This is a genomic window from Streptomyces sp. NPDC048352, from assembly GCF_040651895.1.
GTDB lineage: Bacteria > Actinomycetota > Actinomycetes > Streptomycetales > Streptomycetaceae > Streptomyces.
Window position 1 is genome coordinate 38,022 of the sequence record NZ_JBEZKZ010000025.1, and the last position, 19,393, is coordinate 57,414.

Consider the following 19,393-nt stretch of genomic DNA (forward strand, 5'->3'; position numbering starts at 1 on the left):
CGTGGATTTCAGCCTCTTCTACTTCGCCGACGAGTCCCAGGACGAGAAGGACCGCTACCGGCTGCTCATGGAAGGAGCCCGCTTCGCCGACACCCACGGCTTCACCGCGGTGTGGACGCCCGAGCGGCACTTCCATCCCTTCGGCGGCGGATACCCCAACCCGGCCCTGACGGGCGCCGCCGTGGCGGCCGTGACCGAGCACATCGCCGTCCGGGCCGGCAGCGTGGTCGCCCCCCTGCACTCACCGGTCCGCATCGCCGAGGAGTGGGCGGTCGTCGACAACCTGTCCCACGGCCGGGTGGGCGTCTCCTTCGCCTCCGGCTGGCACAGCGGTGACTTCGCCCTCCGCCCCGAGAACTACGCCGACCGCAAGCAGGTCTGCGCCGACACCGTCGACACCGTGCGCCGGCTCTGGAGGCGCGAGGAGATCGACCTCGTCGACGGTGCGGGCGAGCCGGTACGGGTGCGCACCCATCCCGCCCCGGTACAGCCGGACCTGCCGGTCTGGCTCACCACGTCCGGCAGCGTGGAGACCTTCCGCGCCGCGGGCCGGATGGGCGTGGGCGTCCTGACGCACCTCCTGGGCCAGTCCCTCGACGAACTCGCCGTCGGCATCGCCGAGTACCGGCGCTGCTTCACCCCGGCGCACGACGGCCCCGGGGACGCTCCCGCCCCGCGGGGCGGCCACGTCGTGCTGATGCTCCACACGTTCGTGGGAACCGACCGCGACACCGTGCGCGACGTCGTGCACAAGCCGTTCAGCGACTACCTGCGCAGCTCCATACGCCTGTCCGAGCGCACCGCCACCGGTGCCGGCACGCAGGACGGCGACCTCCGCCCCGAGGACGTCGACTTCCTCGTCGAACAGTCCTTCAACCGCTACTTCGAGACCAGCGGACTGTTCGGCACGGTGGAGGACGCCGAGACCTTCGTACGCGGCCTCCGGGCGGCAGGAGTCGACGAGATCGCCTGCCTGATCGACTTCGTCGGCGACACGGACGTCGTCCTGAACGGTCTGGAGCACCTCGACGAGCTGCGCCGCCGGTGCGCCGACTGACGGCGCTAACCGGGTCGGCCCGTGTCCCCGAGGGCCGTGGCCAGATCCCCGCGACGGATGCCGAGCTTGCGGTAGCAGTGCGTCAGATGCGTCTCCACCGTACGCACCGCGAGGTGCAGCATCTCGGCGATCTCGATGTTGCTGTGGCCCGCGGCGGCCAGCTGCGCGATCCGGAGCTCACTGGAGGTGAGCGCCGTGGCCCCCGTGTGCCGCGCCCGCTGCGGGCGGGCCCCGCAGTCGCGCAGGGCCTCCCGTGCGACCACGTGCAGCCGGACCGCGCCCGTCCGCTCGGCCCGCTCGGTGGCCTCGCGCAGCACGGCCCGGGCCCGCCGGCTCTGCCCGGAGTGCTGCAGGGCCTGCCCCAGCGACAACAGGGCCGGCACCAGCTCGGGCAGCGGCTCCGGATGGCCGCGCAGCAACTCCACCGCCTCCTCCGCCAGCTCCAGACCGTAGCGGCCGCCCAGCGCCGCGCCCAAGGCGCGCAGCGCCCTGCCCACGGCACGGGGCGTGCCCCAGACGCGGGCCAGCCGCAGCTCTTCCCGGGCGAGCGGAACAGCGAGTTCCGGTGAGCCGAGAGCCACGTGGCAGTCGGCGGCGCCGGACCGCCACGGGGTGACGATCGGGCTCTCCACCTCGCGGGCGGACTGGCGCCGTCCGCACTCCAGGAGATCGGCGAGGGCGGCGTCGTACTCCTCCGACGCCATGTGCAGCAGGCCCCGCGCGTACAGGAACTCGTTCCACTCCCACGAGCCGTGCGCGCCGCCGGCCATGACGGCGTAGGCGAGGCGGCGGGCTTCGGCGAGCCGCCCGGTCTCGGTCAGGGCGATGATCGCCTGGGCGCGCAGATGGGCGCTGTCCGTGCCGGGCGCGGCCGGGTTGCCCGGCAGGACCTCCCACAGCGAGGTGTCGGCCAGCAGCGCACCGTACCGGCCGCGCATCACCTTGCTCTCCGCCGCGACGCTGAGCAGGCTCTGGTGGCCGGGGTGCAGCACCTGGGGCGTCCGGTGGGTGGCCAGGCCCCGCGCCACCAGCCGGTCCGCCTCCGCCAGTTCGTCCGCCCACTGGGCCAGCGTGGCGGCCGACGCGTAGAGGTACGGTTCGAGCAAGGGGTCCAGGGGAGTCCGCGTCAGCGAGCGGACCCGTTCCATCACCTCGGCGGCGGAGAGCCGGCCCGCAGTCGCGCCGTGCTCGGTGAGCAGGGCCTTGGCGGTCGGGGCGATCCCGTCGGGAGCCTGCTCGTCGGCGCGGCGCAGCTCCGCCACCACCCGCAGCCAGCTGTGCCCGTCGTGCGAGGAGATCAGGGCGGTCGCGGCCTGGACCGCGTGCGCCAGGTCGGTCGAGTCGGCGAAACCCTCCGCCAGCTCGGCCAGTACGTCGAGGGCGGTGTGGACCTCGCCCCGGGCCACCAGGGCCGTACCGAGCGCGGTGGCGGCCCGCACCCTGCCGTGGGCGTTGCGCTGCAGACGCAGCGCCTCCGCCAGATGGCGCACACCGGACGCGCGCTCGTCCCGGACCTCCAGGCAGCCCAGCTCGATGAGCGCCTCACTGCGCCGGACGACGGTCAGCGGCTCCTGGAGCGCCCGGCGCAGGTACGCGACCGCCTCCTGGGTCCGCCCGCCGCGGACGGCCTTCGCGGCGGCGCCGACCAGCGCATCGGCGGCCCAGGGAGTGCCCACCGCGGGGATGGACAGCAGGTGGCGCACCACCGCCTCCTCGGGATCGCCCCGGTGGTGCAGCAGCTCGGCCGCGCGCCGGTGCACGTCCGCGCGCCGATGCCGGTCCCACGAGTCGCCCACGGCCTCGCGCAGCAGGGGGTGGGCGAAGACGGGCGGACCGTCCTGCCGGTCCTGCCGCAGCAGACCCTGGCGGGTGAGCTCACCGGTCCAGCCGCGCACCCGGGACGGATCGACGTCGGAGGCGGCGACGAGCAGCCCCAGGGCGTCCTCCTCGTCCTGGAGCTCAGCGAAGGTGCGGACGGCGTCCGCCGTCTCGGGACCGGCGCCGTCCAGCCAGCGGAGCACCGCGCCGGTGTACGCGCCGGGATGCAGGTCGGCGCAGCTGCCGGGCAACCGCCCCGGCAGCACGCCCCCGGCGGTGATCTCCCGCAGGTCCGCCAGGAGCGCGTGCAGCAGCATCGGGTTGCCGCCACCGGCCCGGACGCAGTCCTCCACGAGGGTGCGCGGCACCCCGTCGCCGAGGACGGAGCGTACGAGGAGGGCGGCGGCCGCCGGGCCGAGCGGGGCCAGCAGGCAGATCTCGTCCGACGGCCGGCAGGAGACGTCGGTGAACGCGGCCCCCGGCCGGACCAGGTCGTACTGCCACCGTTCCGTCACCGCCAGGACGACCGGGAGCCTGTCCAGACGCCGGGTCACCTGGGCGAGCCACCGGCGCGACACCGCGTCCGCCAGGTGGACGTCGTCCACGGCGAGCAGGACCGGTCCCGCTGCGGCCTGCGCCTGGAGGGTGCTCCACAGCCGGGACGGCAGGTCGTCGCCGTGCAGTGAACCGCCCCAGCACTCCCCGTCCACGGCCAGTGGTCCGGCCGCCGGCGTGTGCGGGACGCCGTCGAACAGCTGCAGCACGGCGCCGAAGTCGACGTCCGTCTCCTCGACGGAGCACCGTGCGCGGAGCACGGCGGTCCCCTGGCGCTCCGTGCTCCGGGCGATCGCGTGGAGGAGGGCCGTGCGTCCCGTCCCGCTGGCCCCCCGTATGACCACCGTGCCGCCCGTCCCCGAACCGGTCCGTCTGATCAGCGCCTGAGCTCTCGCCAGCGGCTCGGCGCGCTCCCACAGCGCGTCGGAGCCGGTAGGTGCACGGTCCTGGAGGGAGGTGGTCGGCATCGGAACTCCTGGACGTTCAGGGCAGGCTGCGTAAAGGGAGGAAGCAATTCTGTCGCGCGGCTGCAAGACGCACGAAATCCCACCGCCGCTCCGCCCCCCGCTGTGAACTGCGTCTCAACAGCGCTTTTCAGCCGCGCCGGCGGGCCGGCCGGCGGGGTGGCGCCACACCGGCCCGCGCCGGAGCTCGCCCCGCAGGCCGAACACCCGCGGTGCCGTCCGCGCGGCCGACAGGAGCGGCGTCAGCCACCGGGGCAGGGCGAAATGGCCGCCGAACTCGACGGCCTGCGCGGCTGACGGCGGGCGCGGTCCGGCGGCAACGGGCGTTGTCGGTCCCCGGTGTTAGGGTCGCCGCCATGGCGAATCGTTCCTATCTCTATGCCGCGGACTCGCTTCCGAACGAGGAAGACATCCCCAAGCCCATCCGGTGCATATCCGAGCACGGATGGGACATCCCGCTCGCGCACAAGCTCATGGTGGGGCACGGGACGACCATCGTCCCGTCGATGATCTGGAACCCTCCGATCGGCATCGGCGCGGACTACGCCGCCGGCGCGGCCCTGCTGTGCGATCTGCTGCGCGCGGTCGGCAAGGGACTGGAGGACGACACCGAGTTCGCCGACTGCGTCGCCAGGACCACGGCCCACCTGGAGAAGCAGCGGGCGAAGTACTTCCTCCTGGAGACCGGGGAGATCGTCTCGCTCTCGGACGACGATCCGGTGGCGAGCGTGCGGCGCCTGGTGTCCGACGACATCCCCGACGCCGTCGCCCGGGCCCAGGCGGCGATCGCCGGCGAGAACGACGACTGGCTGGCATCGGTCCGAGCCGACTGGCAGACGCACTTCGCGTCCTTCTACAGCGACGCCCTCTACTTCTCCTTCCCCGGCTAGGCGGCACGCGGCCGGGGCCCGTCAAAAGGGGCCCGGCCGGCGAGCCGCACGACCATGCCCTGGGGCGGTCCCCCGGAACGGCTCAGGGGACGAAGGGCTCGAAGCCTTCAGGCAGTGGGATCCCGAACTTTCGGCACAGCAAGGGGACATCGTGGCGATCGACGTCACGAGCCGGGTATCCCGTATGGCAGCGCACCGCCCACTCGGCCGACTCGCAACGCACCGCGGTCCCGGCGATGAAACCGTGTCCGGCGAGTGCTTCAGCCGGAAAGGCATCGCCGTCCACCACGGATCCGTAGTGCAGCGATCCATCCGCAAGCCGCTCGTAGAGGTGCAAGTCGACCCGCAACCGTACGCCGTCATGCAGGACGAAGTTCCACGGCCTGTCACCAGGCCACGGGAAGACCCGGTCGACGCCGGCCTCCCCGAACGCGACGAACAGCGGGTCGAGATGTGCGGCCGGCACCCAGAGATCGAGGTCGGAATGGTCTCTCGTCTGCTCCCCGAGCAGTGCATCCACGCTCCACCCACCACCCACACACGCATCTACGCCGTGGGCGTGGAGCCGCTCCAGAAGCGCGAGTGCATCCTCGGCTGACATCGCATAGTGGCTCACCGTGCGAAGGTAGAGGTCGGACCGACGTCGCCTCCAGCGATTATCACAACCTCACCGGACCGGATCCCCCGCGGCGGACTTCGGCGTGGCGCGCGGCCTCCGGTAATCCCGCCATCACCCACCCTGCTTCGGCGCCCGGTCCGGCAGCAACGCCCTGCCGGATCAGCGCAGGCCGAAGCGGGCGGCCCAGGCGGTCACGTCGGCCGTCGTGGCGTTGCCTCCGCAGACCACCAGGCCGAGCCGGGCGCCCTCACCGACGCGTTCCAGCACCTGGCGCGCCGCCGGCAGCAGACAGCCGGCGGCGGGCTCGGCCCAGAGCTTCGCGTGCTCGGCCAGGTCGAGGGTGCCCTGCACGGCCTCCGCATCGGTCACCGTGAGCACATCGGCGACCAGCGCCGAGACGTGCTCGTAGGTGAGCTGCGAGACGCTGGGGGCGCTCAGTGTCGACACGATCGAGGACAGTTCGACCGGCAACGGCCCACCAGAGGCCAGGGCCGCCGACATCGCTCGCGCCCCTTCGGTCTCCACGCCCCAGATCCGTACACCCGGACGGCGCGCGTGCAGCGCCGTCGCGACTCCGGCGATCAGCCCCCCGCCGCCGATGCTGACGAGTACGTCGGTCAGCTCGCCGGCGTCCTCCGCGAACTCCAGGCCGACGGTGCCCTGGGCGGCGATGACGACGGGGTCGTCGAAGGGGTGGACCAAGGTGAGCCCCTTCACCCGGAGTTCCTCGACCATGCCGAACGCGCCGTCCATGGAGTCGGCGAGGATGACGTTCGCCCCGGCGGCCTCGGCAACGTCCACGGCGCGGCCGGGCGCGGAGCGTGGCATGACGACGGTCGCCGGGGCGCCCAGCACGCCGGCCATGACCGCGACGGCGATACCGTGGTTGCCGCCGCTCACCGCCACCACCCCGGCGGCCCGTTCGGCTTCGCTGAGCGTGAGCAGCTTCGCCGTCGCGCCGCGTGCCTTGAAGGAGCCGGTGCGCTGGAGCAGCTCCAGCTTCGCGGTGACCGGCGTGCCCAGGAGCGCGGACAGCCCGGGGCTCGGCACCGTCGGGGTCCGTAGGACATGCCCGGCGATCCGCTCGGCCGCCGCTTCCACGTCCTCGACAGTAATCAGCACCTGCGCCTCCGTCATACGATCCGAGCCGCGGTGACCAGGATCCGTGCGCGCGGGGACGCGGGCCCCGGGGGCCCGGCGCCCTCGTGCGGTGGTCGACCGAGCGGCAGTTCGATCACCCTACGCCGCCCCCGCCCCGGCCCGCGAGGCCCTGGGCGTTAGCCGCGGCGCATGCTTCCCGTACGGCCTTCGAACGTGATCACGCGCCACCGCGACGGGGCGATCCATGCGTACGTGACGGACTCCCGCCCCTCGGCGAGCGGGAGCCCGCCGCCGTGTTCCACCCGCGGCCCGGGGACGAGCCCGTGGAGTCGGCGGTTCGGCCGGATCTGGAACGAGTCGTGTACACGACGCTGAACGGCGTCGTCTGTCTCACGCGCGCCGGCGACCCGGTGTGGGCGTCGGACTTCGAGCCGCACTCGGACCGGCGCCACGGTCACCGGCCCGGCTGGGCGCTGTCCCCGGACGGCCGGACCGTATGGGTCTACCGGCCGGACGCGATGGCGGGACGCGGTGACGCGGACCAGTGGGTCGTGCACGACGCCGACAGCGGAGCGGTCGTGGTCCGCCGGAGCTGGACACGGCCGGGCACGGTGCCCGCCACCACGTGCACCCCGTCGACGGCAGCATCTACCTCGACATCGGTGAGGGCCAGGACGGGGCGATCATTCTGAGAGCCGCAGCCGGGGCCGGCGGCGAGCCGGAGTTCGTCACCTATCCGTGGCCGGACCGCTGCCTGATCGGCCTGGCCCCGGACGGACAGCAGTTCATGACCGTCGACCACGAACAGGCGGACGTCGCCTTCCACCGCCACCCGAGCGGGGAGGTGCTCTTCACCCTGCCCGTCGAAGCCTTCGGGTACGACGCGGAGGAGGCGTTCGTGGAGTGGAGCGGCGGCTACCTGACCGCGGACCTGGCCGTCGTCACCCTGGGCGGCGAGGGCGAGGGCGAGGGCGAGGACGAGGAGGAGTGGTTCCGCTACCACCTGGTCGACGTGCGCACGGGCCGGCCCGGCGGTGAGATCGCCCCCGGGGTGACCAACCCGTACGAACTGGTGCCCCTGGGCGACGGCTCCTGGCTCACCGGCGGCCCCGACGGCAACCCCGTCCGCCGCTCGCCCACTCCCGCACCCGCCCGGTGACGGACCGGGGCGTCGTGATCACGACACGACGACCCGGAGAGAGCCGGACACCGTGCGCGCTTGCCGGACGCGGCGGCGGGTGTTGTCGCGGCCGGGCGGGCACCGAGCACGAGAACCCGGCGATGCGCCGCCACTCGGCGGGCTCGGCCAGGTTGACGCCGAAGGCCCCGCGAGCCGCGCAGCCGTCCGGGGGAACGCCGCGTCAGGATGGGGAGCCCCGCGGGCTCCGACGCCCCGGGCGGAAGGAGAGCGCATTGATCACCACGAGCATCCAGCGTCACGGCACGGTCCTGGTCAGCGTCACCGGGACACTCGACGACAGCGCGGGCCCGGCGCTCCGACAGGCGCTGGACGGCGTCACCGTCGGCGAACGGGACCTCATGGTCGACCTGCACCACGCGGAGTCCATGGACGTGGACGGCCTGCTCCACCTCCTGGCCCTGCACCGGCGGGCGGAGAGCCTGAGCCTGCGCGTCCTGGTAGTGGGATGGCAGCCCCAGCCCCAGCAGTGCATGGCCGACGTCGCGGGCATCCGCGGGCGCCACACGGCCACCGGTGAGCGGTACGCCGTGGCGGGCTTCCGCCGGCTGATCGAGGAACGGGCGCAGCGTGCACGGGACGTCTCGGATGCCGATGCGGGATGGCTCTCCGGCGTCTAGCCGGGCGGTCCGCGCTCCCACGGACGGTTCCCCCTCCTCTGGGCCGGCCGGCCACGAGCACCGCCGGACGGACGGGCCGCCTCCGCGCTCCCCGCCCGCTCGGGCGGCCCCGGACCGGGCCAGAGGCCGTCCTGGCCGACCGGGCGTCATCGTCACGCGCGATGCGCGAGCGCCTTCGCCGTCCGGGCGGCGCGGCGGCCGGGCTGTCGGCGGATCCTGCATGATGACGGTGATCGTCTTGGGTTTGCGGGAGGGCGGATGGTCGCGGGCGGCGGGGCGGACTTGATCCACATGGTCGCCGGGGACAACAGTGTCCAGGTGCGCGTACTGGGCCGTCACCGACCCGGGGAGACTCCGTACAACGACTACCTCGACGCCGAGATCGTCGTTTCAAGCGGCTTCGTCAACGGGCGCCTTGACCTGTGCCTGTCGCCGGAAGATCTGAACGACTGGTCCACCGTCCTCGACGAGCTCGCCGTCGGCCGGGGCATCCGCTGGCTCCGGAACGGTGGGATCCAGATCGAATTCGACCGGCAGTTCTCGGTACCCGTTCCCATCGTCACCGTGCAGGACGACGAGTCCGTCTCGTCGGTCCGCGTCTGGCTGGATGTGGGCCACGGCTGGATCGAAGACCTGCGCGACCGGTACGAGCTGGTCCGGCGGACCTGGCCGAACGAGGTCGTGACAGCACCTCGGTCACGAAGCTTCTGGCCGTAGACGGGCCGGATGGGCGAAAGCGCGCTCGGCAACCCAGCGCTGAGTGCCCAGTCCGGAGCGGTCAGGAGTTCTGCGCCTCAGGGTCGACGGAACTCCGTCGGTAGTGACATCGGTAGGCATAGGGGTCCCCACCGCCCGCGTAGACGGTCCCGTCCATCCGCAATTCGCCGTTCTCCGTGTAGAAATGCAGAATTCGGATGTCGTTGTGATGGTCGAAAGCAAGTACAAGATAGGGCGGCAGGCCAGGGTCCTTGTTGACCCCGTGCCATTCCCCGTCGGACGAACGGCGTGTCACCTGCGAGTCCGGCCCTGGGCCGTCCCACTCGACCGGAAAGTCTTTGCCGGAGAAGGTGTAATCGTCACGCAGTCGAAGGACCGGCGCTCCGCATTTCTGCTCCCCGTCCCAGCGGCCGACCAATTCGGCATGAGTGACCGCCTCCGGAACGACGACGGGCTTGCCCGCCCCGCAAGACGACGGGACGAGCGCCGTCGCAGTGGCAACAGCGAGGCTTGCACTCATGCGAACTATGTCGGATTTCACGCCATCTGCTTCCGGCCGAATCGTGGATGGCGCCCAGTATGCCGGTCGGTGAAGCCTGCGGCGCCGGGGAATCCGAGCGGTGATACGACAGCCGCCCGCCCGGCCTCAGCGGTACAGCGCTTCGCCTCTGGCCGTTCGACTGTCGCCGATCCGGCGGATGACCGTCCTGGGAACGAATCCGTAGGGGATGCCTGCACGTCTGACGCGGCGGAACTCACGGTTTGTGGGTCACCCAGAGCAGTTCCGCCGGCCAGCGGTGTGCCCAGTCGGACGGGTCGGTCTCGTTGTAGCCGTTGGGCGTGCCGGGTTCGGGCCGCGGCTCGATGAGGTCGTCGATGACGAGACCCGCGCCGCGCAGGACCCTGACCCAGTCGCCGTAGGTGAGCTGGTAGCTGGTCGCGCCGCCGTCTTCGGCGATGGTGTTCAGCCCGAAGTAGTCCTGCTGCAACGTCGTGGTCACGCGGCCGGCGGCTTCGTCGTAGCACGCTTCGAACCATGGGCTGGCGACGTTGAACACCAGGCGTCCGCCTCGGCTCACAACGCGTGCGGCCTCCGGGACGGCCAGGTGCGGGGGCGCCCAGCTGAGCCCGCCGAAGTCGCAGAACACCAGGTCGAAGCTGTCGGCGGCGAAGGGGAGCCGTTCGGCGGCGCCTTGCACCAGCGGGTAGCGGGCCGCTCCCATCGTACGTGCCGCAGCGGCGAGTTGGGCTTCGGACAGGTCGAGCCCGACCACGGTGGCGCCCTCGGCGGCGAGCGCTCTGGACCACTGGCCGGCGCCGCAGCCGAGTTCCAGGACGCGCTTGCCGGTGACGTCGCCCAGGGCGTTCAGGTGCGCGTCGGGGATGGAGTACATGCCCCACAGCCGGGGTGCGGCGCCGATGTGCGGGTCGTGCCGGTGCTGGTAGGCGCTGCTGATCCGGTTCCAGAGCCGCCGGTTGGCGGGGATGCTGTCCATGTGCCGACTCCAGCACTGCCTGCCGGGGGCGGTCAACACCGATGAGGGCACTGGACGCCCCCCGCCCCGGCCCCGGCGCGGGCTCGGCGCGCGCGCCGCCGGACGCCCCGGGCGGGCCCGCGTACCCGGGGAGCCGGTGTCAGTACGCGCCGATGGACCAGAAGACCCCGACCTCGGCGCCGGACACGGCGATGAGGCCCAGCTCGTCGAACAGGTCGAGGCCGTTGAGGTACTCGCCGGTGAGGAACCTGTGGACCCTCGTCCCTTGGAGGCCGGCCCGGACGAAGTCCCGGGCGGGGTCCGAGGCCGCGTCCAGGGCGTTCGTCCAGAACCGGGCGTCCGGGCCGTAGCGGTCCAGCAAGAGCCGTGCGTCGGCCAGCAAGGCGTCGCGCTCCGGCCGGTTCCGTACGGGCCGGCCGTCGCCCCACTCCTCCGCCATGACGGCGAGCGCGGTGACGGCCCCCGCCGGCTCCAGCTCGTGCAGGAGGTCCCGGAACCCGGCGGCGGGCGGCGGCTGGAAGGGGTACGCCGGCACGGTGTGGCGGGCGTCGTTGGTGCGGTCGCCGTCGAGCCGCAGCCAGCCGCGCGGGTCCGGGACCTCCCGGTGCATCAGGGCGAGCACGTCCTCGGCCCAGTCCTCGTGCAGGCGCGGACCGGTGGCGAGGAAGACGTACGGGTCGTCCAGCAGGCGCAGGGCCGCCGCGTTCCAGGGGCTGCGGCGCCGCCGCAGCTCCGTGAGGGTGCTGCCGACGCTTCGGGCGAACACGTCGGCCGGCGAGCGCGGGATGCCGACCAGCTGCCCGTACCCCCACCGCAGGAGTTCCGTGTCCGCACCGCCCGCGCAGGTCCCGGCCGGCTCGCGCGGCGCCTCGGGGACGACGGCCCGGTTTCCCCGCTCGAGCTCGATGGCTGCCCGCCACAGGTCCTCCAGGTGGGCGTCGAGGAGGTCGAGGGCGATGCGGTCGTCGTTTGCCGTGCTCATGGGCCGACCCTAGGCCGTCTCGAAGGGGCCCGGGCCGACGGTGCTCCGTGAGGACGTTCCCGGACGGGGTGCTCATCCCTCGTGCTGACCGCGATCCTTGAGGTGTCCGTCGGTACAGTCCGTTGACTCCACCTGTGCTTCGACGTCGTGGACCTGGACGAGGCGGAGGCCCGCTTGCTGGAGTTGGGCGCCGCCAAGCCGGACCATCAGCCGCAGGAGGACAGGTGGCGGGTCCTCACCGATCCGGCCGGACATCCCTTCTGCATCGTCCGGGGCTGAGCGGTCTTGCAAGAGCGCCACGAGGTACCGGGCCGCGCGCCGGCATCGCCTCGAAGCCCACCTCCCCCGCCGGGACGCGGTGTTGCGGGGCGGTTGGCTACCCGAGCCAGACGACGTCCAGGATCGACAGGTGCCGGGTGAGCCGGTTGATCACGTAGACGACGGAAAGCTGCCCGACCGACCCGGCGCGGACGTCCTCGCCTTCCGGATCTCCGGTGTTCCACTGGGGCCAGCCCCACGGCGAGCGCACCGCGATGTCCAGGATGTCGCGGACCATCTCCTTCGCGTGCTCGGGGAGACCGGAGAGCGCTTTCGCGGCCTCCGGTGACAGGCGCACCGCCCACGGCAGCTCCGTCACCGGCGCACTCCGAGGACGTCGTCCAGGTCCACGAAGCCGGTCTCGTCACGGCCGGAGTCCATGTACGCGTCGACGGCCGGGGCCGCGGCGATGCGCAGCTGCCAGCCGCGTACGACGTCGTGCAGCGGGGTGAGGCTGTAGCTGTGGCGGGAGTCCTCCAGGGCCTTGGCCCAGTCCCGCTCGAAGGCGGCCACCCAGGTGCCGGCGCGGCGGTCGCCGCGCAGCTGGGCGAGCAGCTGCGCGGCGGCAGCCGGGGCCGGCGGGGCGGGGGCTTCCTCGGGCTGCGCGCTCACGGGCTCCTCCATGCGGGTCGTACGGCCACGGTAGCCGTTGCCGGTGTGCTCGGAGACGGAATCGGCGCCCATGGCGGGGTCTGTCTCCGCGATCCGGCTGGTTTGCGGTGGGGGCAGGGGAGCCGGCCCTCCGTCCTGAGCAGCCAAGCGCGGTGCAGTGCACCATGGCCCCGCCGGCGCCTGCGGCCGGGGTCAGCGGAAGGCTCGCATCCGGGCAGCGGCATGTCCGTGCCGGCCGAGGTGGGCCGCGGTGGAAGCCGGCAGCACCGACACCATGCGGCTCTACGTCTGCCCGTCCTCTCCGGAGCACCCGCACACCGAGCTGTGCCTCTCCAGGGCCGGGCCGTCACCGCCGGTGCGGTGGCCGGCCCGGCCTCGCGTGCCGCATGCGGAGCGCCCATGCTGAGTAGGAGGGCGTCGTCGTCTTGCGAGCTGTCCTTCCCGAAGGCCGAACGAAGGCGCCTGAGCGGAGGAGGAAGACATGCAGCGCATGCGGAGAATCCTGGGCCTCGCCCTGGCCGCGGCAACCCTTGCCGGCATGAGCGCCCTCGGCGCCGTCAGCGCCGGGGCCGCCTCGTCTCCGAACATCTCCAGGGACGAGTGCACGGCCGCCGGCGGACAGATCGTTTCACGCCCCTACGCCGGCGACGCCTGCGCGCTGCCCGACGGGACCACACCGGCGATCACCTGACCTTTCGGTGCGCCCGGCGCGACGACGCACCCGGTCCACCACCGGGTGGACCGTTCGCGTGGACCGTTCGCGCGCCTCTCGACACCACGGCACTCCGACGACGGCGGACGTCGACCGAGACGGGTCCGCGCCGTCCTGAACACCGCGCCGGAAGAGGCCCGGCAGGCCATCCCGCTGCCACCCCTCTGAGTCGCGGCCGATCCCGCCGGCATCGCCGACCGGCGCGCGGCCCACGCCCCTCTCCGGGGACCTACGCGACGGCGCCGTAACAGCACGACCAAGGAGCCGACCGGCACGTGCACCCGCCGGTCGGCTCCGCCATGCCCTCGACGAGCCCGGGGTGACTCCGTCGTTCGGCCCATCAAGGGCGCCGGCTGCAACGCCGAAGAGGACCAAGCGGAGTCACCCCACCCTCGCGTTCCGGTACGCCTCCGCGGCCCAGGCCGCTCCGATGACGGCGGGTCCCGTACCCCGGCCGACAGCCCCGGAGGAGATCCCGCATGCGCGTCTGCCTGCCCCAGACCGCCGTCGTCGTCGCCACCACGCTCCTGCTCGTCGCCGTCACCGGCGCGACTCCCGCCGCAGCAGGCCGGAACCCCGACGGCACACCACCGGTCAGGGTGTCCCACGGCGACCCGTACGCGAACTGCACCATCGGAGCGAGGTCCCCCGACAGCGTCGTCTACCCGGGCACCGAGGTCGAGCCGTACCTGTCCGTCGATCCGCGCGACCCCGAGCGCGTCGTCACCGTGTTCCAGCAGGACCGCTGGAACGACGGCGGCGCCCGCGGCCTGGCGGCCGGCTGGACCACGGACGGCCACACCTTCCACCGGAGCACGCTGCCGTTCAGCCTGTGCGCCCCCGGTGGCGCGGACTACGAACGGGCCTCCGACCCCTGGGTGAGCACCGGACCGGACGGCACCGTCTACGCCGGCGGGGAGGGCGTCGACTTCACGAAGAGCACGCGCAGCGCCCTCCTGGCAGTCACGTCCCGCGACGGCGGCCGCACGTGGCAGAACCTCACCACCACGCACGTCGACGAGCAGCCGTTCTTCAACGACAAGCCCTCACTCACCGCCGACCCGATCCGCGAGGGCACCGCCTACCAGGTCTGGAACCGCCTCGACAACGACCCGCCCGGCCCCGGCTCCCTCGACGGTCCCGGCTACATCTCCCTCACCCGCGACGGCGGCCGCACCTGGAGCGAGGCCCGGCCGTTCGTCGACACCAGCGCCGTGCCCAACACCCAGACCATCGGCCACCTGATCGTCGCCGACCGGCACACCGGCACCCTGTACGACTTCTTCGACCGGATCACCTACTCCGATGACCTGAGCACCGTCGCCGAAGCCCGCTACGAGGTGGTCACCTCGACCGACGCCGGAGAGACCTGGAGCGCCCCGGTCACCGTGGCCCGGGACACCTCCGTACCGGAGGTCGACCCGAACGACCCCACCAAGCCCCTGCGCGCGGCGGCCACCCTGCCGAGCCCGGCCATCGACCCCGAGACGGGCACGCTGTACATGGCCTACGAGGGCGCGGACTTCTCCCACGGCAGGTACGACTCCGTCCAGCTGGTGCGCTCCACCGACGGCGGACGCACCTGGGGGACCCCGGAGCTGATCAGCCCCGAGGGCGTTCCGGCCTTCTCACCGTCGATCGCGGTCACCGAGCGGGGCACGGTCGCGCTCACCTACTACGACCTGCGCCACCTCGAGCCCGGCAACACCACCACCCTGCCCACCGCCCACCAACTGACCACGCTGCGACACGGAAACCCGAAGGTACGGACCGAACGACGGATTTCGCGGATCTTCGACTGGCTGCAGGCGCCGTTCGCCGGGGGCTACTTCCTCGGCGACTACCAAGGCCTGGTGGCGGACGGCAAGGGAGTACGGGCGGTGCTCACGGAGACCCACTCCGGCGCACCCCACAACCGTACGGACGTGTACACCACCAGCCTCCGCACCCCCTGACCCCGACCTGACCCCGACGCGGACCCCGCCGCGCTCGCGCGGGAGCGCCCCGCGGCACGTGGCCGCGGGGCGCCTTGCGGGGTTAGTCGATCTGCTCCCCGTCGTACATACCGCCCTTGCAGAGGTTGTCCGTCAGGTCGGCCGTTCCACCGCCCTGCTTGCACTCGGACGGGGTGACGGCGGATGGGGCACCCTGTGTCGTGGCGGCGGTGGCGGCGCCCGTGAGGCCGAGTCCGGCGAGGGCTGCCGTTGCGATGACGGCGGCGAGCATTCTGCGCATGCGCATGTGGTTCCCCTTTCGCGCATTGCCTCGGTTGCAGCACTCATCAGCTTTGATCTTCACCCATGTGGGTGGCACCTTATGTTGCGCCATTCGGGTGACAGCGGCGTCGGTGACGCCACCGGTCGGACAGCTCCCGGAACGAGGAGACGACCGGCGTCAGCAACCGACCTCCCCCATGCCGAGGGCCGCCTTGACCTGCGCAAACGCACCACACCAGGAGAACACCCGCCTCTGTCCACCATGCCCGCACACCCCCGGTCGTTCCGCCCCTGGCGAGGTCTGGACCGTCGGGGCCGTCATCCTCAACCACAACGGCCAGGCCTTCGCCCAGAGGCGAAGCGCCCGTCGCCGGCTCTTCCCCGACACCTGGACCGGAGACGACGGCGCCGGACTCCGTCACGAGGCCGACTGTCTCGTCGAGGTCGACGGCGACCTGGACCATCCCGCTCTGGAATGGTCCAAGCACTCCGCCTGCGGATGGTTCGGCCCCGGCGACCTCGAAGAGAACCGTGTGCCCGGGGAGTTCCTGATCCACGACCTCATCGCACGCGCCCTGCAAGATCACCCGGACAGTCCTAGCCGGGACGGCAGGCCGGCGGGTGCCCGGGCCGGCTGCGGGAATGGGAGTGGCGAGCAGAAGTCCTGGGCGGGGTTCGATGGTGTCCGCTTCGCTGCGGGCCGCGCCCCGACCTTCCTCGCGATGACCGGCTACGAGCAGGTCCGCTCCGTCGCCGCCCACCTCGCCGGCGACCGGGAAGCCGCCGAGCGCGTCGAACTCACCCTGCCCGAGACGGGCGTGTGCGGCGGAGCCGGCCTCTTCGACCAGCCCGAGGCCGCCGAGCAGAGCGGTGGCGGTTGCTGCGGGGCGCCGACCACCCTCACCATCGGCGCCGCCCCCACCTCCTCCGGCGGCTGCTGACAGCCCTGTCGCTCTGTGACCCGCATCACATCCGGTTCTTGTCAGGAATCGGGGTGCTGTTCCGCTCAAGTCACCGCAAGCAAGCGAACCGACAGGAGCGAGACATGAAGCACCGCATCGTCGTCCTCGGCGCCGGGTATGCCGGAGCCCACGTGGCCGGGACCCTGGCCCGCCGGCTGGTTCCGCAGGACACCGAGATCACCGTCGTCAACACCGAGCCGGACTTCGTCCAGCGGCTGCGGCTGCACCAGCTCGCGGCCGGCCAGGAGATCGAGGCTCCCCGGCTCGCCGACGTCTTCGCGGGCACGGCGATACGGCTGCGCCTGGCCCGTGTCACCGCCGTCGACCCCGAGCGCCGGGTCGTCGCCGTGGCCGACGCCGACGGCGGCGGCGAGATCGGCTACGACACGCTCCTCTACGCGCTCGGCAGCCACGGCGCCGACCGCGGCGTTCCCGGAGCGGCCGAGCACGCCTTCGACGTCGCCGGCCGGCCCTCCGCGCTACGCCTGCGCGAGCGCCTGGACACCCTGAGCCGGCGGGACGGCCGCGGCAGCGTACTGGTCGTCGGCGACGGGCTGACCGGCATCGAGACCGCGACCGAGATCGCCGAGTCCCGGCCCGGCCTGTCGGTCACGCTGGTCGCCCGCGGTGAGCTGGGTGCTTCGCTCGCCGCCGGAGCCCGCAACCACCTGCGCCAGGCCTGCGACCGGCTGGGCATCACCGTCCTGGAGCACACCAGCGTCGAAGCCGTCGAAGCGACGCGGCTGCTGTGTGCCGACGGCACCGTCCTGGCGTCCGACGCGACCGTGTGGACGGCCGGCTTCGCGGTCAGCCCCATCGCCGCCGTGAGCGGGCTGGAGGTCACCGAGGAGGGTCGGATCGTCGTCGACCGCACCATGCGGTCGCTCTCGCACCCGGACATCTACGCCGCCGGCGACAGCGCCTACGTCATCGGCGACAACGGCCGGCCGCTGCCCATGTCCTGCGCTACGGCCGGCTACACCGGCCGGCAGGCCGCGGACGCGATCGTGGGACGGCTGACCGGCTGCGACATCGCGAACACCAAGCTGGAGTACGTGGGCAACCACATCAGCCTCGGGCGGCGGGACGGGATCCTGCAGATGATCGACGGCGAAGGGCAGGCGAAGCCGACGTACATGGGCGGCCGGAAGGCCGCACGGATCAAGGCCGGCATCCTCAGGATGTCGCTGTGGGCCACCTCGCACCCGACGTTCGGGCTGCCCCAGCGCAAGCACCGCCTGGCCGCCGCCGCGCCTGACGCTTCCCCCGCCGAGGAGGCGATCGCGTAGCCCCGTCCCTGACCGCGAACTCGACGGCGTTCCGGCAGCCCATCCCGCGAAAGGGCACGCACCAGCACCTTCTGCTGCGTCCGCCATCCGCAGGAGCCGCCCCGCGTCGAGCCCGAACCCCCGCTCGCCCGGCGCTGAACTCCCTCCCCCGAAGGAGCAGGCATGTCCCCTCAGGCCGCGCCCGCAGCCACCGCGTCGCCCTCACCCTGGCCGACCGCGGCCAGGGCGGTCGCCTTGCCGTCCGTACGCTCATCGGTGCACGACGTGCCGATCGCCCTCGCCGGACCCGCTCCGGCGATCGACGTGAGCGCATCCGCCGGGAGCACCGCTGTCCCCCAGACCCGGAACGGCATCGCGACCGCCCTCGGCCAGGCACAGGGCCCCGGCACCTCGGTCGCCACCCGCGACCTCGTCCCCCTTCCGGCCGCACCGCGAGCCCTGCACGGGCCGGCCTGACCCCGTGTACCTGCCGGTACGGGACCTCCATCTCACCGCGGAAATCGGCATCTTAGGGTGGCCGCATGGACAGCACCGCCACTGATCGCTTCGACACCAGCCGGTTCGAGGCGAGCCGCACCCGGCTGGCCTCCCTGGCGTACCGGCTCCTGGGCTCCGCCACCGACGCCGAAGACGCGGTGCAGGACGCGTTCCTGCACTGGCAGGCCGCGGACCGGCAGCGGATCAACGTACCGGAGGCATGGCTGACCAAGGTCGTCACCAACCTGTGCCTGGACCGGCTCCGCTCGGCACAGGCCCGCCGCGAACGCACCGCCGGTGCCTGGCTCCCCGAACCGCTCCTCGACGGCGACGCGTTGCTCGGCCCGGCCGACACCTTCGAGCAGCGCGAATCGGTCTCGCTGGCCGTGCTGACGCTCATGGAGCGCCTCTCACCCGTCGAGCGGGCCGTCTACGTCCTGCGCGAAGCCTTCTCCTACGGCCACGCCGAGATCGCCGAGATCCTCGACCTCACCGAGTCCGCGAGCCAGCAGCACCTCCACCGAGCCAGGCGCCGCATCACGGCCGCGCGCCGCGGCGGCGGCGAAGTCGACCGCGCGTCCGCCCGCAGGATCGTGGAGGAGTTCCTCGCCGCCGCCTCCTCGGGCCGCACCGAACGGCTGGTGGCGCTGCTCACCGACGACGCGACCGCGATCTCCGACGGCGCCGGCGGCCTGGCCGCGAAGCTGCTGCGCTTCGACACCCCGCAGCGCATCGCCGCCGTCGTACGGGCCGGCTTCAAGCCCACACCCGCGAAGCGGCGCCTGGCCGGAGGAACGCCGGCCGTCCACTACGCGGCGGTCAACGGTGCCCCCGCCCTCCTCTTCGTGGTCGGCGACCAGGTCATCGGCGCCGTGACGTTCGACGTCGCAGGCGGCAAGATCGCCACCGTGCGCGGCATCGCCGCCCCGGCCCGCCTCGTCCGTCTCAACGAAGCCTGGCGGCAGCACGGCCCGGAAACGCCGCTCATCGCCCAGTGGTGACACGGCGTCGACACCCCGCGAAGGCGGCCGGCGACCGCGCGTCGCGCCACCCGCACGCTCACTGGTCGGCGATGAGGAGCCGGTAGCCGATGTCGAGTGTTTCGCGCGGCCCAGCAGGTCGGCACGTCATGCGGGATCGGGACGGTCTCGATGCGGGCGCCCCCCCCCAGCAGCGCGGCCGGCCGGTCGACAGGGACGGACCGGGTGTCGGTGAACGCGGCCACCTCCGGCAGGTACTCGTCCAGCAACCAGAACTTCCGGTAGACGGTCTGGTCCCAGATGAAGACGA

At 72.7% G+C, this 19,393-nt stretch carries 19 protein-coding genes and 3 pseudogenes; 13 read left to right on the forward strand and 9 right to left on the reverse strand.

Annotation, left to right across the window (positions count from 1 at the left end; genetic code table 11):
- Nucleotide 1: 1 nt before the first annotated feature.
- The gene (locus AB0D45_RS15755; RefSeq protein ID WP_362458973.1) at nucleotides 2-1,057 is read left to right on the forward strand and encodes a MupA/Atu3671 family FMN-dependent luciferase-like monooxygenase; all 1,056 of its coding nucleotides are present in this window, start codon (nucleotides 2-4) and stop codon (nucleotides 1,055-1,057) included.
- 5 nt (nucleotides 1,058-1,062) lie between these two features.
- Here the strand turns inward: AB0D45_RS15755 and AB0D45_RS15760 are convergent, their stop codons facing one another.
- Nucleotides 1,063-3,897 carry an AAA family ATPase gene (locus AB0D45_RS15760; protein ID WP_362458976.1) on the reverse strand — a complete coding sequence of 945 codons (2,835 nt, stop codon included), beginning with the start codon at nucleotides 3,895-3,897 and terminating at the stop codon, nucleotides 1,063-1,065.
- Nucleotides 3,898-4,250: 353 nt separating this feature from the next.
- Here AB0D45_RS15760 and AB0D45_RS15765 point away from each other — a divergent pair, with 353 nt between their 5' ends.
- Nucleotides 4,251-4,784, forward strand: coding sequence for a hypothetical protein (locus tag AB0D45_RS15765; protein WP_361596079.1), 534 nt, complete (start codon nucleotides 4,251-4,253; stop codon nucleotides 4,782-4,784).
- A gap of 82 nt (nucleotides 4,785-4,866) precedes the next feature.
- Here AB0D45_RS15765 and AB0D45_RS15770 read toward each other — a convergent pair whose 3' ends face one another.
- Together AB0D45_RS15770 and AB0D45_RS15775 are read right to left on the reverse strand one after the other, a co-directional pair.
- Complete coding sequence (locus AB0D45_RS15770; RefSeq protein ID WP_362458979.1) at nucleotides 4,867-5,400, reverse strand: aminoglycoside nucleotidyltransferase; 534 nt, start codon at nucleotides 5,398-5,400, stop codon at nucleotides 4,867-4,869.
- Nucleotides 5,401-5,562: 162 nt separating this feature from the next.
- Nucleotides 5,563-6,522, reverse strand: coding sequence for a threonine/serine dehydratase (locus tag AB0D45_RS15775; protein ID WP_362459092.1), 960 nt, complete (start codon nucleotides 6,520-6,522; stop codon nucleotides 5,563-5,565).
- Nucleotides 6,523-7,129: 607 nt separating this feature from the next.
- Between AB0D45_RS15775 and AB0D45_RS15780 the strand changes: the two genes are divergently transcribed.
- The 4 genes and pseudogenes from AB0D45_RS15780 to AB0D45_RS15795 all read left to right on the forward strand — a co-directional run bounded on the left by AB0D45_RS15780 (nucleotide 7,130) and on the right by AB0D45_RS15795 (nucleotide 9,039).
- Nucleotides 7,130-7,663 carry a hypothetical protein gene (locus AB0D45_RS15780; protein WP_362458982.1) on the forward strand — a complete coding sequence of 178 codons (534 nt, stop codon included), beginning with the start codon at nucleotides 7,130-7,132 and terminating at the stop codon, nucleotides 7,661-7,663.
- A gap of 254 nt (nucleotides 7,664-7,917) precedes the next feature.
- Nucleotides 7,918-8,322, forward strand: a complete 405-nt coding sequence (locus tag AB0D45_RS15785; RefSeq protein WP_361596073.1) for an STAS domain-containing protein — start codon at nucleotides 7,918-7,920, stop codon at nucleotides 8,320-8,322.
- Nucleotides 8,323-8,399: 77 nt separating this feature from the next.
- Nucleotides 8,400-8,510, forward strand: a pseudogene (locus AB0D45_RS15790) (IS5/IS1182 family transposase); the annotation flags it as partial.
- A 70-nt stretch (nucleotides 8,511-8,580) separates the two neighbouring features.
- Nucleotides 8,581-9,039 (forward strand): DUF5959 family protein, encoded by a 459-nt coding sequence (locus AB0D45_RS15795; RefSeq protein WP_362458985.1) that lies wholly within the window; start codon nucleotides 8,581-8,583, stop codon nucleotides 9,037-9,039.
- A 61-nt stretch (nucleotides 9,040-9,100) separates the two neighbouring features.
- On the opposite strand, the gene AB0D45_RS15800 is transcribed toward AB0D45_RS15795, so the two are convergent.
- From AB0D45_RS15800 to AB0D45_RS15810, 3 genes are all read right to left on the reverse strand, one after another.
- The gene (locus AB0D45_RS15800) at nucleotides 9,101-9,559 is read right to left on the reverse strand and encodes a hypothetical protein (protein ID WP_362458988.1); all 459 of its coding nucleotides are present in this window, start codon (nucleotides 9,557-9,559) and stop codon (nucleotides 9,101-9,103) included.
- Nucleotides 9,560-9,794: 235 nt separating this feature from the next.
- A complete protein-coding gene (locus AB0D45_RS15805) occupies nucleotides 9,795-10,535 on the reverse strand; it encodes a methyltransferase domain-containing protein (RefSeq protein WP_362458991.1) in 741 nt (246 codons plus the stop codon).
- Nucleotides 10,536-10,674: 139 nt separating this feature from the next.
- Nucleotides 10,675-11,517 (reverse strand): hypothetical protein, encoded by an 843-nt coding sequence (locus tag AB0D45_RS15810; protein ID WP_362458994.1) that lies wholly within the window; start codon nucleotides 11,515-11,517, stop codon nucleotides 10,675-10,677.
- A gap of 120 nt (nucleotides 11,518-11,637) precedes the next feature.
- Here AB0D45_RS15810 and AB0D45_RS15815 point away from each other — a divergent pair.
- Nucleotides 11,638-11,796 (forward strand): annotated as a pseudogene (locus tag AB0D45_RS15815) (VOC family protein); the annotation flags it as partial.
- Between the two features lie 97 nt (nucleotides 11,797-11,893).
- On the opposite strand, the gene AB0D45_RS15820 reads toward AB0D45_RS15815, so the two are convergent.
- The gene (locus AB0D45_RS15820) at nucleotides 11,894-12,154 is read right to left on the reverse strand and encodes a hypothetical protein (protein ID WP_362458997.1); all 261 of its coding nucleotides are present in this window, start codon (nucleotides 12,152-12,154) and stop codon (nucleotides 11,894-11,896) included.
- Nucleotides 12,151-12,519 carry a DUF6247 family protein gene (locus tag AB0D45_RS15825; RefSeq protein ID WP_362459000.1) on the reverse strand — a complete coding sequence of 123 codons (369 nt, stop codon included), beginning with the start codon at nucleotides 12,517-12,519 and terminating at the stop codon, nucleotides 12,151-12,153. The genes AB0D45_RS15820 and AB0D45_RS15825 overlap by 4 nt, the downstream gene beginning before the upstream one ends.
- Nucleotides 12,520-12,928: 409 nt before the next feature.
- Between AB0D45_RS15825 and AB0D45_RS15830 the strand changes: the two genes are divergently transcribed.
- On the forward strand, nucleotides 12,929-13,138 hold the full coding sequence (locus AB0D45_RS15830) for a hypothetical protein (protein WP_361596052.1): 210 nt from the start codon (nucleotides 12,929-12,931) through the stop codon (nucleotides 13,136-13,138).
- Between the two features lie 500 nt (nucleotides 13,139-13,638).
- Nucleotides 13,639-15,114, forward strand: coding sequence for a sialidase family protein (locus AB0D45_RS15835; RefSeq protein WP_362459003.1), 1,476 nt, complete (start codon nucleotides 13,639-13,641; stop codon nucleotides 15,112-15,114).
- A gap of 82 nt (nucleotides 15,115-15,196) precedes the next feature.
- Here the strand turns inward: AB0D45_RS15835 and AB0D45_RS15840 are convergent, their stop codons facing one another.
- A complete protein-coding gene (locus tag AB0D45_RS15840; protein WP_362459006.1) occupies nucleotides 15,197-15,400 on the reverse strand; it encodes a hypothetical protein in 204 nt (67 codons plus the stop codon).
- 655 nt (nucleotides 15,401-16,055) lie between these two features.
- Between AB0D45_RS15840 and AB0D45_RS15845 the strand changes: the two are divergent.
- The 4 genes and pseudogenes from AB0D45_RS15845 to AB0D45_RS15860 form a co-directional block, all read left to right on the forward strand.
- Nucleotides 16,056-16,316, forward strand: a pseudogene (locus AB0D45_RS15845) (flavoprotein); the annotation flags it as partial.
- Between the two features lie 104 nt (nucleotides 16,317-16,420).
- The gene (locus tag AB0D45_RS15850) at nucleotides 16,421-17,626 is read left to right on the forward strand and encodes an FAD-dependent oxidoreductase (protein ID WP_362459009.1); all 1,206 of its coding nucleotides are present in this window, start codon (nucleotides 16,421-16,423) and stop codon (nucleotides 17,624-17,626) included.
- Between the two features lie 255 nt (nucleotides 17,627-17,881).
- On the forward strand, nucleotides 17,882-18,082 hold the full coding sequence (locus AB0D45_RS15855) for a hypothetical protein (protein WP_362459012.1): 201 nt from the start codon (nucleotides 17,882-17,884) through the stop codon (nucleotides 18,080-18,082).
- A gap of 65 nt (nucleotides 18,083-18,147) precedes the next feature.
- Nucleotides 18,148-19,104 (forward strand): sigma-70 family RNA polymerase sigma factor, encoded by a 957-nt coding sequence (locus tag AB0D45_RS15860; protein WP_362459015.1) that lies wholly within the window; start codon nucleotides 18,148-18,150, stop codon nucleotides 19,102-19,104.
- Nucleotides 19,105-19,393: the final 289 nt, after the last annotated feature.

What these genes read in the sequence shown, in the direction of transcription:
- AB0D45_RS15760 (WP_362458976.1), bottom strand. Translation starts at nt 3,897, where the DNA reads ATGCCGACCACCTCCCTCCAGGACCGTGCACCTACCGGCTCCGACGCG.
- AB0D45_RS15765 (WP_361596079.1), top strand. Translation starts at nt 4,251, where the DNA reads ATGGCGAATCGTTCCTATCTCTATGCCGCGGACTCGCTTCCGAACGAG.
- AB0D45_RS15795 (WP_362458985.1), top strand. Translation starts at nt 8,581, where the DNA reads ATGGTCGCGGGCGGCGGGGCGGACTTGATCCACATGGTCGCCGGGGAC.
- AB0D45_RS15800 (WP_362458988.1), bottom strand. Translation starts at nt 9,559, where the DNA reads ATGAGTGCAAGCCTCGCTGTTGCCACTGCGACGGCGCTCGTCCCGTCG.
- AB0D45_RS15805 (WP_362458991.1), bottom strand. Translation starts at nt 10,535, where the DNA reads ATGGACAGCATCCCCGCCAACCGGCGGCTCTGGAACCGGATCAGCAGC.
- AB0D45_RS15810 (WP_362458994.1), bottom strand. Translation starts at nt 11,517, where the DNA reads ATGAGCACGGCAAACGACGACCGCATCGCCCTCGACCTCCTCGACGCC.
- AB0D45_RS15825 (WP_362459000.1), bottom strand. Translation starts at nt 12,519, where the DNA reads ATGGGCGCCGATTCCGTCTCCGAGCACACCGGCAACGGCTACCGTGGC.
- AB0D45_RS15830 (WP_361596052.1), top strand. Translation starts at nt 12,929, where the DNA reads ATGCAGCGCATGCGGAGAATCCTGGGCCTCGCCCTGGCCGCGGCAACC.
- AB0D45_RS15835 (WP_362459003.1), top strand. Translation starts at nt 13,639, where the DNA reads ATGCGCGTCTGCCTGCCCCAGACCGCCGTCGTCGTCGCCACCACGCTC.
- AB0D45_RS15840 (WP_362459006.1), bottom strand. Translation starts at nt 15,400, where the DNA reads ATGCGCATGCGCAGAATGCTCGCCGCCGTCATCGCAACGGCAGCCCTC.
- AB0D45_RS15850 (WP_362459009.1), top strand. Translation starts at nt 16,421, where the DNA reads ATGAAGCACCGCATCGTCGTCCTCGGCGCCGGGTATGCCGGAGCCCAC.
- AB0D45_RS15860 (WP_362459015.1), top strand. Translation starts at nt 18,148, where the DNA reads ATGGACAGCACCGCCACTGATCGCTTCGACACCAGCCGGTTCGAGGCG.